Here is a 12,906-nt window from a genome sequence, read left to right as displayed (position 1 = left end):
CCACGGGTAGATGTACTCTTCTGGGCAAAAGTTAATAGGTTGTGAACAATCAGTTCACACAATGGCAACAATACGGGTACGCGACTGGACGAAGGAACAAATCGAAGAGATCCGCGAGGCGGAATCGCATTCCTCACACGATTCTGTCATAAAGACACTACTGAAGGACAGAGAGTTGGCGAAGTTCGCCGGCGAGGCGGTAGTGAGCGAAGAGAGAGGAACGGATGACGAAGAGGAAACTCCCACAGAGCCGACGGACAAGCTGTTCGACGATCTCACCGTGTTGTCGGAGGTAGTCTCGGCCGACAACGGTGTTCTCTTCTTCTGGTGTCCGAACTGTAGTAACGAGATCGCGCACGTCGTAACGGAGAACCCTATCTCGATGTCCGTCTTCGAGGTGGAGTGCCAGCGGTGTCTCACCAGACTTGACCAACATGCCATCGTCTGCATCGAGATCGGCTACCCGATCGAACAGCGGACCGTCGAGGAGACACTCCACGATGACCTGAAACGATGCGTCATCGACTTCTGGGATAGAACGCTCGAACGTCTTGCCAACGGTTCGTTCGACGACGACGTTGACCCGGAATCACTGCTTTCACAGTTCGATACGTACCTGCGAGAGTTCGGCTGGGAGTGGCCGGCAGATGTGCCAGTCATCGGTCTCGAGGTTGGCCGAACGTACCAGAACGAGGCAACGGACGAACGGTTCGAGGTTCTCGAGGTGATCTCCGGTAACCACAATACACTTGATGATTATCGGGTGAAGAAACAGACTGCTGACGGGAACGAAACCGAGAAGACCGAGGTGATAGAGTCGAACACGATCACGAACCTTGTCTTGAGCAGGAACCTGTATCTGGCGGAGCATCGATGATGGCGGAAAGGATCGACTCTAGCGATGGGCTGCTGTGGTTCCTTCGTGAGAACATCCACCCTCAGGACCTGACGGTTACCGTTCTGCTGACGGTATCTGGAGGATATCTTTTCTATCTGTACTACGGCGTCGTCTCTGTCATCGTCCCGGTAGTGCTCTTCACTGTCATCACGACAGAGGTCGGGCTGTGGTACGTTCGGAACTTCGATATTGGACCGTGGGCACGCTCCTCAGACCTGTATCCACAGAAGGAAGAGGAACACACACCACTATCCGAACAGGTGAAGGGCGATTGGAGGATGATTGTCGGACTTGCTGGAGCCATATCGAGTTGGCTCGTACTATTAGGAATCATGTCCATGACACCGGGTAGTTCTCCATCCAACAGCTCTCTTCGTGAGCAGGTACTTCTCGAGACGTCTCTCGCTGGACGGGCATTCGTCGTCCTTCTGGTCTTCTTGGTCAGCGTCCATCTACTTCTTTCGGGTACGACCGTGAAAGAGGAACCCAGTTCCTTCGAGGGTTGCTGAGTGTCGGTCGTCACGAGGGTACAATCATCACGATCGGATATCTTCCAAATATCTTCCAAGTTAGTCCGACGAGCGGGAACCCACCTAGATGGTCGTGAGGGTGTACTGATTACTCGGTTGGTCAGTCATCAGGTGATGGTTATCCGTGGTGCGAACCATGCGGTTCGTTGGAATGACGGTCGCAAATCCATGTGAAGGGAGAGAGTTCTATCCGACGATGGTGGCAGCTCGTGCGGTCGGTGATGGCCATCAAGGTGTTCACCGTTCGCTGGTGGATGTTCGTTCGAAGGTATAGTAGCAATCCTCGGGCCTCTCAGCATCGTCTCTCTACACAGAGCAGTTACTAGAAGGTATCTCTGCTACGCCGACCCGGGTCGCGGTCGTCGAGACCTCTCTCCGATGTATACGAGTCTGTATTGTATATATTGTACAATTTGAGGGGAAGACGTACTGCTAGTGGTGACTGTGTTCCGTCGATATGGCATCGGTTCGGTGGGTGCTATCATCCAAGATTCCTAGGGACAATGACCCATCATAGACTGTGTTTCTAATGGAGAATATCCCTATTCGGCCTACTGACTCGCGGAAGAATCTTCAAGGTCTGTTCGGAAACGCTAGTAGGCATGATATCGAGTGGTGATTTCCTCCACATGATGAGGGTATTGACTCTGTCCGTCGAGGGTGGAGAATCGGCAAAGGGACCAGAATGATGTTGTGCAGATTCCACAATACGACTGTTCCCCAGTTACCTATCCTAGCGCTTGATGGTTGGACATCGGGGAGGAGAAGAACTAGATAAGGACCGATTCGGGTCCTCGCCGTTCGGTCGTGCTCAGCGTCGTCCTTCGTTCAGATTCAGGACGGGAATCATATCCTAGTGATGAAACGGTAGTTCCTTTCGTGTGACCATCCTGGTGGTGATGCTCCAGACTAGATTTATATCTGAGGCTCGTAGACTCTAGAGGGTGGATGAGATTGTCACCCAAACCAAGATCGAGGCTTCACCTGCCAAGGTCTGGGAGTTCCTCATCGACTTCGATAGCTATCCAGAGTGGAATCCAAGTCTAGATATCGATGGGGACGCCAAAGAGGGCTCCCAGCTAGAGGTGACGTTCAAATATCCGAACCAGTCCCCGACTACGATGAAGACGACGGTACTCGTGGTGGACGAACCCACCGAGCTCCGGTGGGACGCTCGTTTGTTCATCCCCTACCTCTATGATGGGGAGCATCGGTTCGTCCTTACACCTCTTGACGACGGCGAACGGACACGGTTGGTGCAGGCTGAGAGTTTCAAGGGGTTGCTTGTAGGATTTGTCAATCGTCGCATCGGGGATGATATCGAAGAGGGATTTAGACAGATGAACGAGAGGCTGAAGGAACATGTCGAAGGTACCACCGTAGATGGTCCCAATGATGTCATCCAAGATGCGAGGACAGAGTGATACCTCTTCCAGACTCCGTTCCTCGGCGTCAAGATCTTCGATGTCCTCTCACATCTCACAGAATCAGAAGCGATACCAGCCACTCCCACGACTGAGGTCGTGAGCTCCTTCTGTCCACAGAGCAGGCCCCGTCACAGGCGGGTATCGCAAGGACCGAGCCGTCATATCAGATATCCAACTCCTAGCTGGGTCATGATGACCTTGATCGAGAAGTGGCTTCGATGTGCTTCCTTCGGTCGCGGCGATCATGCAGAATACTGCTCAGCTTCCTGCCGGATTATCCTTCCGGATGGTTGAATCATCTGAACTGATACGATCTTCCGACTCAGGGCACTGCTGCATGCTCGCCTATCCTCCATCTCATCCGTAAAGCCTAATCAGATAGCCTAATTGAACAACCTAACTGAACGCAATGGCCTTCGTCTTGCTCCCGTGGCCTCCGACCCCGATATAGGTTCTCACACACCCTTCAACCGCATCGGTGTCGCCGTTGTTCTACTCAGGGTTGAGGATAGGATGAGACGACCATGGGAGCATCTCTTAGGGTATCCGGTCCATATCGGCACATTGGTGGCAAGGCGGACACGAACAGAGACCACTCGAGCGATAGAATCTCGTGCACTGGACGTGTCCGCTCGATTACTGTGACGATGGCCTGGCACCTGTCGATACGCACGCCTGTAACCTCCCTGCCGGCCCCGGAGGATCCCGACCTGAGTGTAGATCAAGGTGACCCGAATCTCTCCCTGCAGCTGGGTGAGGCCTGATTCCAGACCTTCCTGTTGGTCAGGTACTCAGGGTGCAGGTCGGTATTCGAAGCCATCTTCCGACAGTTGCGTGACCCAGACGGATAGGGGTTACCTGACCCTCGAATCGTAGAGATGCCCGATACGCTGTCAGGGCGATCGCGGATAGATGGGACGCGTATCGGGGTCCGCTACGTGATAGCCTTCGGTGAACAGGGCCGCAGATCCAGGGAGATCCCCTGAGGGCAGTGTCCGCAGGTGAGCGAGGACGATGCTCGGACAGCCAACGAGTGGGCCGAGGATTATCCCGCCCGGCTGGCGGAGTTTCCTCATGAGGACGAGGCCTAGGGCTCCAACACGACATCCTCCAATCGGCCATCGACGCCGGTGTCGATGCATATATCGAGAAACTGTAATCCATATTGGTCAAGCGACTGCCCAAGGAGGACATCGACCCTCTTCGCCTCTAGCGAGTCGCTTCCGTAACCGATTCGAGCAGGCGAAGGTTGGAGATTGCTATCGATACCGAGGAGAGCCGTGTGGTCATCGACATGGATGACGAGCTCGTGTATCAGCTCGATCACCTTGGCCCTGAATCGTCATCCACAGAGTGGTCGTCTGGGTCTGACCATGGTGGAACCCTTGTCCTCTTCTAACTGCCCGGCTCAAGAGCCTAACCGAACAGGCTAACTGTGTAGTCTAACAAGCCATGGGCCATCTCTGTCCTGTTCACCTGGATCGGTAGTCCTTGGAGAGGGACGTTCTTCGTTACTTCGATCACCTAGCTTCTCTGCTCATCCGTCCTGACCAGACCGATCAGACAACCTTCTCGATCGGCCTCCCCAGCTCTCCTGCCTATCTAGTCTGATATGCCAGCCTGCCCGGTCTGTCTGCTTGGACGGGCTGGTCATGCCGCTTGGTCAGGCCGACTGTCCAAGAAGCCTACTTGACACGCCCAACCATAGAGTCTGACTAGGCAGCCTAACTAGGTAGCCTAACCGTACAGTATGATGAGTCTGTCTATGTAGGATGGTCATCTATCCTTCCTAACTATCAAACATAGGAGGTTCGTCTGACGTAACTTTATAGGGTGCCTCTTTGATTAGCCTCGTATGCTGACCTACACGACATACAGCGAGGCGGGGGGCGTCGGGAAGACGACGCTCTCCGCGAACCTCGCCAGGGCGCACAGCGACCACGGCCACCGCGTCCTCGTCGTCGACCTCGACCCCCAGGACGGCTGTCTCTCGTACCTCCTCGGCGTCGACGACAACCGCAGTGACGAGGACATCGACACCATCGTCCATCACATGATCGACCGTGGCGATGACTTCGACGGGCTCGTCCGGACGGCCGAGGGCATCGACGTTGTCCCGAGCCACAACATGCTCGAACGACTCGGTGACCTGCTCGAGAAGGCCGCGTCCATCGCCGAACAGACCGGCGAGTCCTTCTCGAAGTACGCCCGTCTCCGTCACGTCCTCGCAGCGAACGACGTACCGCAGGAATACGACGTCCTCATCGTCGACCCGCCCGCGACGAGCGGACCCCACCTCTACAACGCCATCCATGCGACACGAAGCCTCGTCATCCCGGTCGAACCCAGCGGCAAGGGCGGCGAGTCCATCGCCGGGTTGGAGTCCGTCGTCGCCGGGATCGAGTCCAGCCTGGACATCGAGGTCGGCGTCCTCGCGACCGTGGTGAACCGCTTCGAGGGGACGAACGACCAGCAATCGGTCCTCGATGACGTGACCCACCTGCCGTATCCGAACCCTGTCACACTCCGGAAACGATCGAGCCTCTTCGAGGGGTGTTGGGCCAAGCAGTGCAGCGCCTTCCAGTACGTCGAGACGCATCGCGACCGTGAGCGAGAGCATGAACGAGAGACCCTCGATAAGCTCGACGAGCTCGCGACCTTCCTCGAGGAGCGTGGTGACCTATGAAGGAGGGGACCGGCGGCGATCCGTTCGGAGATGACCCGATCGACGATCAGCCACCTGAGGACGATCCTGGGCCGGACACTGGAGCAACCAGCGCTATGACCACAACTTCGACGTCGGCGGAATCGAAGAGCGGTTCCGCCTCGGCCTCTGGAGAGGATGACGACCGCGACCAGAACGATGACGGACTGCCGTGGGCGGTACAGCGGAACAGCGTGAAGAGCGGTCGGGAGATGGTGCAGTTCTACCTCCGGGAGTTCGTACAGGAACGCGAGACGGACTTCAAACGTGATGTCGAGGCTGAGACCGGCTACGAGACGTACCTGACCGACGTCCGCGAGGCTGCCTACCTCGTCGCGATGAAGCATCCCGAGGAGGTCGCCGAACTCCTGGACGAGTGGGGCTGCGAGTACGTGTAGTGAACATCGCGATATCGTCGGGGATGCTGCCGTTACGAATTCCCCCGAAAACGTTCACGGGAATTGCTACTTTTCGCTGTCTCACTCCTAAGAACCACCGGACTGATGCAAACTAACCTATCAGGAGAGCCTACTCACTATCGCCCACATTGAAAACAGCCTGGAAATTCGACGAACCAGATGTCCCAGTTACTACAGGCGAACAGGCGAGCAGGACCACCCATCACTGACGAGCAGCATTTGAGGCAATCAATTGTTCGTAACGCTCGTTTGTAACAGGGGTTTGCAACAACTGCTTTAAACAAGTGTGGGCGATGGAAAGGGAGGGTCGCCGACGGGGCACTGGTCAGAGGTACCGGTCGAAGATGTCCGCGAGTTCGGTCCGGACGAGCTCGCGCATGGCGTCGGCCCGGGCCTGTCGGCGCGTCCGCTCGTCGAGGTAGTTGCGCTCGGAGACCGAGGCGTCCCGGCTGCCCTGCGCCGACGCGACCGCCGCGGTCCCCGCCCGGATGGAGGGGCGCTGGCGGCGGTAGAGCCGGTACCACGTCCGGCGGCCCATCTTCGGCAGCGGCGACCCGCCCGCGATCCGGACGTCCGCGCGCTCGCCCAGGTCGCGGAACCACCGCCGCGCGGTCTCGGTCGTCATCGGCCGCCCGTACGACTGTCCCGGAAGGAGGTAGCCGGTCCACTCGTCGGCCTCGCCTAACGCGTCAATGCGGTCGCGGACGGCGTCGACGCCGACGAGGATCTCGACCGTGTTCCGCGTGCGCCGGGCGTTCTTCCGTTCGCCCGCGGCGAACGCCACGTGCGGGACGTCCCCGTCGCCGGGGTCGAGCACGAGCTGGTCGACGTGGAGCTCGCAGGCCTCCACGGGCCGGAGCCCCCAGCCGGCGAGCGCGAGCAGGAGGAACCGCTCGTCGGCGTCCGCCGCCTCCAGGAGGGCGGCGAGATCGTCGCGGTCGATCGCCGGGTGGTCGTAGCGGGGGTCCTCGTCCCAGCCGAACCGGTTCAGGAGGTTCGCCGCGGGGTTGTAGAGCCCGCGGCCCATCTCCTCGAGGAACGTGTACCAGTTGCGGACGGCCGAGACGTACTTCTTCTTCGAGGCGAGCGTGCCCAGCTCCTCGTCGAGGACGCGGAAGGTGTCGCGCACGCGCGCGATCTCGTCCGGCTTGGCGGTCTCGTCCAGCAGCGGCGTGAGCAGGTCGTCGGTGTCGTTCGCCTCGCGGTAGGTCGTGACGTACGTCCGGAGCCGGGACCGGCGTGGGCCGACCGTGGTCTCGGCGCGCCCGCGGTCGCGTTCGAGCTCTTCGAGGTAGTCCTCGAGCGCGCGGACGGTCGGTCCGTGGTCGATTCCCCAGTCGGTCTCGCCATCGTCGTCCCCGTTCGGCGGGAGGCCAACCGCGTCGTAGAACTCGCCGGGCGAGAGGTCGTAATCGCGCCTGAGACGCTCGACGAACCCCGAGAAGTTGCGCTTGAGCCAGGCGTAGGTCGGGGTCTCGCGGTCGGGGTCGACGTCGGCGTCCGGGTCGTCGCGGAGCGCGGGCGCGATCTCCTCGCGGTAGAACGTCTCGAAGTCGTCGAGGTCGTCGAAGTGGGCGTAGTTCGGCATGGTCAGTCGATCGAATCGCAGAGCGATTCCATCTCGGAGACGAGTCGTTCGGTCCGTCGGAGGAGCGCGTCGACGTCTTCGTCTATCGCCTCGTAGCCGTAGTCGGCCTGCCGGCGGAGTTCGGACAGTTTGTTGAGGAACCGGCCGCGCTCGCGCGGGGCGTCGCCGGCGGCGACGATCTCCGAGCCAAACAGCGAGAGCACGCCGCCGTGGGAGGTCGGTTCGTGTCCGCGGTCGTAGAGGGCGGCCTGGACGGCGTGGAAGCCCGCGTAGTAGAGGCGGTTGACGATAGCCGCGTCCGAGAGGCCGGCGTCGAGCGCCACGTCGGCGTCCGAGAGCGCCTGCCGGGCCTGCTGGAGTTCACGTTCGACCGTCGAACTGCTCGGCGACTCCTCGCCGTCGTTTGGCGGGTCGCTCGCAGAATCGTCGTCAGGCATACGACCGACCCTCGGCGACGGCGTTGCGGACGAACGGGTTGCCCTCCTCCCGATACCGAGCGAACGTCGACTCGGAGAGGACGTGGAGCTCGACGACCGGACCGTGTTCGAGCATGACGTCGTACGCGATGTCGCGGAGCGAGTCGGCGGTGGCCTTGCGATCGGTGTCGTCATCGAGGACGACGAGGACGTCGACGTCGCTCGAACGACCGCTCGCTTCGCCGCGAACTGTCGATCCAAAGACGTACAGCTCGACGAGGTCCTCGCCGTGCCGGGACCGCGCTCTGTCGACGAACGCCGCCGCCGCGTCCGCGTGGGCACCCTCCGGGAGAGGCTCGGCCGCGGGCTCGTCGCTCATGCGCGGCGATACGTTCTTCGTCGTCATTTATATTTCCCCGGCGCTGTGCTGGGACCCGAGAAGGCCGGTCGCTCGGCGTGGTGTCGATTCTAAGCCCATAGTTTCCTGTGGGTAGGACGATACAGTCAGTTGTTTTAGTGTTTGTGGTGCGTGGTTGTCTGCTCTGGACAACCAGACAACACGGTGAACCCCGGCGGAAACGCCACTAAGTGCATGAACCGTATCCCGCGATATATAATATCGGGTCGGGGAGATGCCCTCAATCACCGACCCGCCCCGAACAGTGATGGCAGGGAATGGACTAGTGGAATCAGTCAACGTATGGACGAAACAGGGTTGGACGGCCGCAGACGGGCAGTGATCTGGCTCGCGGGTGCTACTCGTGCGGCCTGCGGCGGAATGCTCACGACTGCGCTCGCGCTCGTCGTCGGTCGGATGCAGTCACCGCTCGCGGTGAGTTCACTCGCAGTCGTCTTTTTCGCCAGCACGATGATTTTCGCTCCGCTGTGGGGATCGCTCGCCGACACGACCGGCCGCCGACGTGCCTTGCTGGTCGGAACCGGAATCGCGGCGACACTCGTGCTCGTCGGACTGCAGTTCATCTCGAGTGCCTGGGGATACATCGCCGCCCGCGGCGCGTACACCGTGTTTGCGGTCGGATTCGCCCCGGTCATCCTCGCGATCGTGAACGACGTCACCGGATACACCACCCAAGGCCGATCGGCTGGACTGGTCAACAGGACGTTCGCCGTCGGCGATATCGGCGGGCAGATCGCCATCGGTGCCCTGCTCGGCCTGGCAGTGCCGTCGGTCGCGTTCGCTATCATCGCGGGCGTCAGTTTTCTCGGGACAGCAGCAGTTGCCCTCATTCACGATTCGCCCCCGGTCGCCACCAACGGGGGACTCCGCCGTGGGTTGAAGCGCTTGTTCCCCTCTGCCACCGAGTGGCGGGTACTCCGGCGAACCGGCCTCGACCGACTGTACGCCGCCTTGGTACTGCGTCACATTGCGGTCCAGGGCATCGGTGTCCTCGTCCCGATATACGTCGTCTCGCGGCTCGACGTCACCGCGTCGACGATGGGACTCTTGTTAGCGGTGAGTCCGACGACCCAACTCGCGACGTTACCCTTCATCGGGAAGATAGCCGACGCGGGCTACCGTGTCAGACTCCTCGGAGGCGGGATAGCGGCGAGCGCTGCGTATCCGCTCGCGCTCGCACTCGCAGCGATGCCGAAAGCAGTCGAGTTCCGGCTGTCGCTCGCAGTTGTCGGGTTCGTCTGCTTGGCGGTCGGATTCGCCGCGATGGACGTGGGAGCCGTAGCAGTCATCAGTGCCGTCGTCCCCCGACGTCGGACAGCAACGTTCCTGGGGCTCCGGGCAACTGCGATGGGTCTCGGCGGAATTATCGGGTCCGTCTTGGTCGGGGTGGTCGCTCTGATGGCGAGCATCCGAGTGGCCTTCATCGTCGGTAGCCTACCGGCGTTCGGTGCAGCCCTCCTCGTGATGAGTTCAGTTTCCGAGCCCGACGACGACGGCGAGACGCCGCTGCTGAACGCAGTCGAACCCGTGTTTGCGAACACTCGACTGCCCGGCCTCTGGTGGCGATGAGCCACACTCCGCTTACACTCGACGGTCGCCGACTCCACCGGCCGAACCTGCGACACGGAGCTCTCCCACGGTAGAGGACTTCTGCGGGTTCAGTTCTGCTTGTGCCGACGCAGCGGTCCGGTCGACACCGGCAATGAATTCGGACTCTCGTCAGAGTCGCTGTCGCAGTCCAGGGGTGTCGGTACTGGATCACCGACACTGAAGGGACAGACAGGCTCAAACGGTGGGACGAGCGTCGACGGACGGTCGTCTTCCTGACCGGCGACCACGCCTCGTACGTCACCGGTCACCTGCTGTCCGTCGACGGCGGTCACCTCGCGGTCTGACTACTTCGCCGCGTTCTCGTCTGCTCCGTCCTCGCCCTCTTCTTCCGAGAACGCGATAGAAAGCGCGATGGCGAGGCCGATGCCGACCCCGATGTACGCGAAGTTGTCGAGAGCGACGCTGAGGGCGACGCCGATGGGGAGGCCGACGCCCAGGCCGCGCGCCAGACCCTCGCCGGTGAACCCGGAATCGTCACGCATACCGGCCGTAGGACGGCCGGGAAATTACGTGTGTCGACGAGACGAGGGGTCGGGGTCGCGAGCGACGTCTCGATCCGGTTCGGCCCCGAGTCCCGATTTCGTTCGTCGCTACGTCTCGGTCTCGTTCGCTTCCCCCGTCTCGGACTCGCTCGCGGTCTCGGTCTCCGTCCCGTTCGCCGTCTCGGACGCGGTCGTCACCGCGGACCCCTCGACGACGACGCGCAGGTCGTCGCCGTCCTTCAGGACGTACTCGGTCGGATCGACCGGCTCGCCGTTCACCGTGATCGAGACGGTCTCGTTCGCGACGCCCCGGTTGTACGTCGTCCCGTTGTACGTGACTGCGTCCGCGGTGACGTTGATTCCGGGCAGCGTGTTCAGCCCGTACTGGAGGGTGACGCTCCACGAGTGGGCGTGCCACGGGTCGGCGTGGCCGCCCTCGAAGTGGAAGTGGCGGTGGCCCGACTGGAAGCGCGGCTCGCCGAAGTCGACGGGCTCGCCCTCGACGACGAACTCCATCTGGCCGTGGACGTGCTGCTGGGCCGCGGGGATGTACTCGCCGGGGACCGAGTAGTTCGTCGCGGCGGTCTCGACGGTGACCCACACCTGGTCGCCGTCCCGCAGCGCGTAGGACTCGGGGTCGACGGGTTCGCCGTTCACGCGGACGCTGACGGTGGTCCCGTTCGCCGCCTCGCGGTAGGTCGTCCCGTTGTAAGACAGCGCACTCGCGTTCGCGTCCACGCCGAACGCCGACAGCGCCTCGGCGAGCGTGAGCTCCGAACTCGCTCGCCAGGTGTGCTCGTCGTCCGCGGCGACGGAGACCCGGTCACCGGTCGCGAGTTCGTCGAGCGGGAGTTCGTTCCCCGCGACCACGACCGTCATCTTGCCGGAGAGCTGGGTCGACTCGTTCGTCGCCGTCTCGTTCGTCTCCGAATCGCCGGTCGGACTGTTCGCGTCGGCGTCGTTCGTCTCGCCGGCCGAACCGCCTGGGCCGGCCGATTCGTTCGACTCGTCCGACTCCGAGTCGGTCGTCGTCTCCCCGTGGGAGTGGCTGTGACCGTGACTGTGGGAGTGGCCGTCGGACGCGGTCGTTCCGGCGCCGTCGTTTGCCGCGGTCGTCTCGGCGGTGTCGTTCGTCGCGCCCGACGCCGTCGCGGCCGTCGTCGGGGAATCGGTGGTGGTTCCGTCGCCGGTCGTATCGCCGGGCGGGTTCCCGCCGAGTCCGGAGCAGCCGGCGAAGGCGAGCAGCAGTCCGACGGCGGCCACCGCGGCGATGCGGAGGACCCGCCGTCCGTCAGTCAGTGGTCCGAGCATACTCTCCGGGTCGGGACGGTCGAGGATTATTATCGGTGACCTATGCCGGACTTATCGGCGACGTAATCGCGCAGGAAACGACGCGGACGCGCCGCCGGAACCCGGCCCAGACAGTCGGTGCCGTCAGGAATCGTAGACCGATGGTGTCGGAAATCGTCGCGGAGGAGTCGGGAGTCGCCGTGGAGGAGTGGGGAGTCGCCGCGGGGGCGTCAGGAGTCGTCGCGGGGGAGCAGCGCGTTGGCGACGAGTTCGGCGGTCGCGCGCCGGAGGCGCTGGGAGACCGCCGACGTCGAGAGGTCCAGCGACTCCGCCAAGTCGGTCTGGGAGACCCGCCGCGGCACGTCGAAGTAGCCGGCCTCGTAGGCGAGCCGGAGCAGCCGCCCCTGGTCGGCGCTGAGCCCGTAGTCGTGGCGGCGGTCGAGGCCCTCGGTGTCCGTGATCCGCCGGATGGTGAGGTCGACGTCGGCCGCCCGGCACTCGCGGACGAAGCCGACCAGCGCCTCCCTGTCCGGCAGTTCCATCCGGACCGTCCAGCCGTCGCGGGTGCCGCTGGCGTCGTGGACGTAGGCGTCGGCGGACGCCAGCAGCGACAGGGGCTCGCGGGCGCGGTCCGCGACGTCGACGCGGTAGACGCGCCGATCGGCGCGCTCGCCGACCAGCGACGGGTCGACCACCGTCGGGTCGTCGACGAGGCCCGCCTCGAAGCTGGCGTGGTCGCCGCCGGTTCCGACGACGAACAGCCGGGCGGTACCGGGCAGCGCCGACCGCGGGCGGACGCGCATCTCCGGGGCGTCGCCCAGCGCGGGGACCAGTGGCAGGTCTGGATGCGAGAGCTGGGCCCGGACGAAGATGGCGTACGGGCGGTGGGGTAGATTCGGGTCGCGTCGCCGGTCGGCGTCGGAGTCCCGCGGGTCGTCGGCGTCGGAGTCCCGCGGGTCGTCGGCGTCGGAGCCGTTCGGCTCCTCGGCGTTCGAATCCGGCGCCTCGTCGTCGTGGTCCCGACTCATTGCCCGTTCATCGTTCGCGGAAGCTGGTGCACGTGTTCGTGACCTCGGCGGTCAGCGTTGGCGGTCAGCGGTGGTGGTCAGCAGTGGCGGTCAGC

The 12,906-nt window shown here is 62.3% G+C and carries 14 protein-coding genes; 7 read left to right on the top strand and 7 right to left on the bottom strand.

All coding sequences use genetic code 11. From position 1 onward, the window contains the following. Positions 1–61: 61 nt before the first annotated feature. The 4 genes from ACQUQF_RS21075 to ACQUQF_RS21060 all read left to right on the top strand — a co-directional run bounded on the left by ACQUQF_RS21075 (position 62) and on the right by ACQUQF_RS21060 (position 3,841). A complete protein-coding gene (locus ACQUQF_RS21075; RefSeq protein ID WP_435181169.1) occupies positions 62–877 on the top strand; it encodes a hypothetical protein in 816 nt (271 codons plus the stop codon). Beyond that, complete coding sequence (locus tag ACQUQF_RS21070) at positions 877–1,407, top strand: hypothetical protein (protein WP_435181168.1); 531 nt, start codon at positions 877–879, stop codon at positions 1,405–1,407. Before ACQUQF_RS21075 ends, ACQUQF_RS21070 begins: the two co-directional genes overlap by 1 nt. A gap of 965 nt (positions 1,408–2,372) precedes the next feature. After that, entirely contained in the window at positions 2,373–2,852 is a 480-nt protein-coding gene (locus tag ACQUQF_RS21065) for an SRPBCC family protein (protein ID WP_435181167.1), read from the top strand. A gap of 881 nt (positions 2,853–3,733) precedes the next feature. Continuing rightward, positions 3,734–3,841, top strand: coding sequence for a DUF433 domain-containing protein (locus tag ACQUQF_RS21060; protein ID WP_435181165.1), 108 nt, complete (start codon positions 3,734–3,736; stop codon positions 3,839–3,841). Positions 3,842–3,942: 101 nt separating this feature from the next. Here the strand turns inward: ACQUQF_RS21060 and ACQUQF_RS21055 are convergent, their stop codons facing one another. After that, positions 3,943–4,182, bottom strand: coding sequence for a hypothetical protein (locus tag ACQUQF_RS21055; RefSeq protein ID WP_435181164.1), 240 nt, complete (start codon positions 4,180–4,182; stop codon positions 3,943–3,945). Between the two features lie 528 nt (positions 4,183–4,710). Between ACQUQF_RS21055 and ACQUQF_RS21050 the strand changes: the two genes are divergently transcribed. Then, entirely contained in the window at positions 4,711–5,541 is an 831-nt protein-coding gene (locus ACQUQF_RS21050) for a ParA family protein (protein WP_435181163.1), read from the top strand. Further along, positions 5,538–5,957, top strand: a complete 420-nt coding sequence (locus tag ACQUQF_RS21045; RefSeq protein ID WP_435181162.1) for a hypothetical protein — start codon at positions 5,538–5,540, stop codon at positions 5,955–5,957. The genes ACQUQF_RS21050 and ACQUQF_RS21045 overlap by 4 nt, the downstream gene beginning before the upstream one ends. A 346-nt stretch (positions 5,958–6,303) precedes the next feature. Here ACQUQF_RS21045 and ACQUQF_RS21040 read toward each other — a convergent pair whose 3' ends face one another. Genes ACQUQF_RS21040 through ACQUQF_RS21030 form a run of 3 tightly spaced genes read right to left on the bottom strand, consistent with a single transcriptional unit; the run spans position 6,304 to position 8,361 of the window. After that, positions 6,304–7,566 (bottom strand): tyrosine-type recombinase/integrase, encoded by a 1,263-nt coding sequence (locus ACQUQF_RS21040; protein WP_435181161.1) that lies wholly within the window; start codon positions 7,564–7,566, stop codon positions 6,304–6,306. A gap of 2 nt (positions 7,567–7,568) precedes the next feature. After that, positions 7,569–8,003 (bottom strand): HEPN domain-containing protein, encoded by a 435-nt coding sequence (locus tag ACQUQF_RS21035; protein ID WP_435181160.1) that lies wholly within the window; start codon positions 8,001–8,003, stop codon positions 7,569–7,571. Continuing rightward, positions 7,996–8,361, bottom strand: coding sequence for a nucleotidyltransferase domain-containing protein (locus ACQUQF_RS21030; protein WP_435181159.1), 366 nt, complete (start codon positions 8,359–8,361; stop codon positions 7,996–7,998). Before ACQUQF_RS21030 ends, ACQUQF_RS21035 begins: the two co-directional genes overlap by 8 nt. Before the next feature lie 321 nt (positions 8,362–8,682). Between ACQUQF_RS21030 and ACQUQF_RS21025 the strand changes: the two genes are divergently transcribed. Further along, positions 8,683–9,969 carry an MFS transporter gene (locus ACQUQF_RS21025; RefSeq protein WP_435181158.1) on the top strand — a complete coding sequence of 429 codons (1,287 nt, stop codon included), beginning with the start codon at positions 8,683–8,685 and terminating at the stop codon, positions 9,967–9,969. A 326-nt stretch (positions 9,970–10,295) separates the two neighbouring features. On the opposite strand, the gene ACQUQF_RS21020 is transcribed toward ACQUQF_RS21025, so the two are convergent. From ACQUQF_RS21020 to ACQUQF_RS21010, 3 genes are all read right to left on the bottom strand, one after another. After that, positions 10,296–10,493: a hypothetical protein gene (locus ACQUQF_RS21020; protein ID WP_435181157.1), complete on the bottom strand. Its 198-nt coding sequence runs from the start codon at positions 10,491–10,493 to the stop codon at positions 10,296–10,298. A 108-nt stretch (positions 10,494–10,601) separates the two neighbouring features. Continuing rightward, positions 10,602–11,804 (bottom strand): hypothetical protein, encoded by a 1,203-nt coding sequence (locus ACQUQF_RS21015; RefSeq protein WP_435181156.1) that lies wholly within the window; start codon positions 11,802–11,804, stop codon positions 10,602–10,604. A gap of 209 nt (positions 11,805–12,013) precedes the next feature. After that, positions 12,014–12,811 carry a helix-turn-helix domain-containing protein gene (locus tag ACQUQF_RS21010; protein ID WP_435181155.1) on the bottom strand — a complete coding sequence of 266 codons (798 nt, stop codon included), beginning with the start codon at positions 12,809–12,811 and terminating at the stop codon, positions 12,014–12,016. Positions 12,812–12,906 lie beyond the last annotated feature (95 nt).

The organism is Halorussus sp. AFM4 (assembly GCF_051194995.1).
In the GTDB taxonomy this organism is placed as follows: domain Archaea; phylum Halobacteriota; class Halobacteria; order Halobacteriales; family Haladaptataceae; genus Halorussus.
This window is presented reverse-complemented; position numbering and strand designations above follow the sequence as displayed.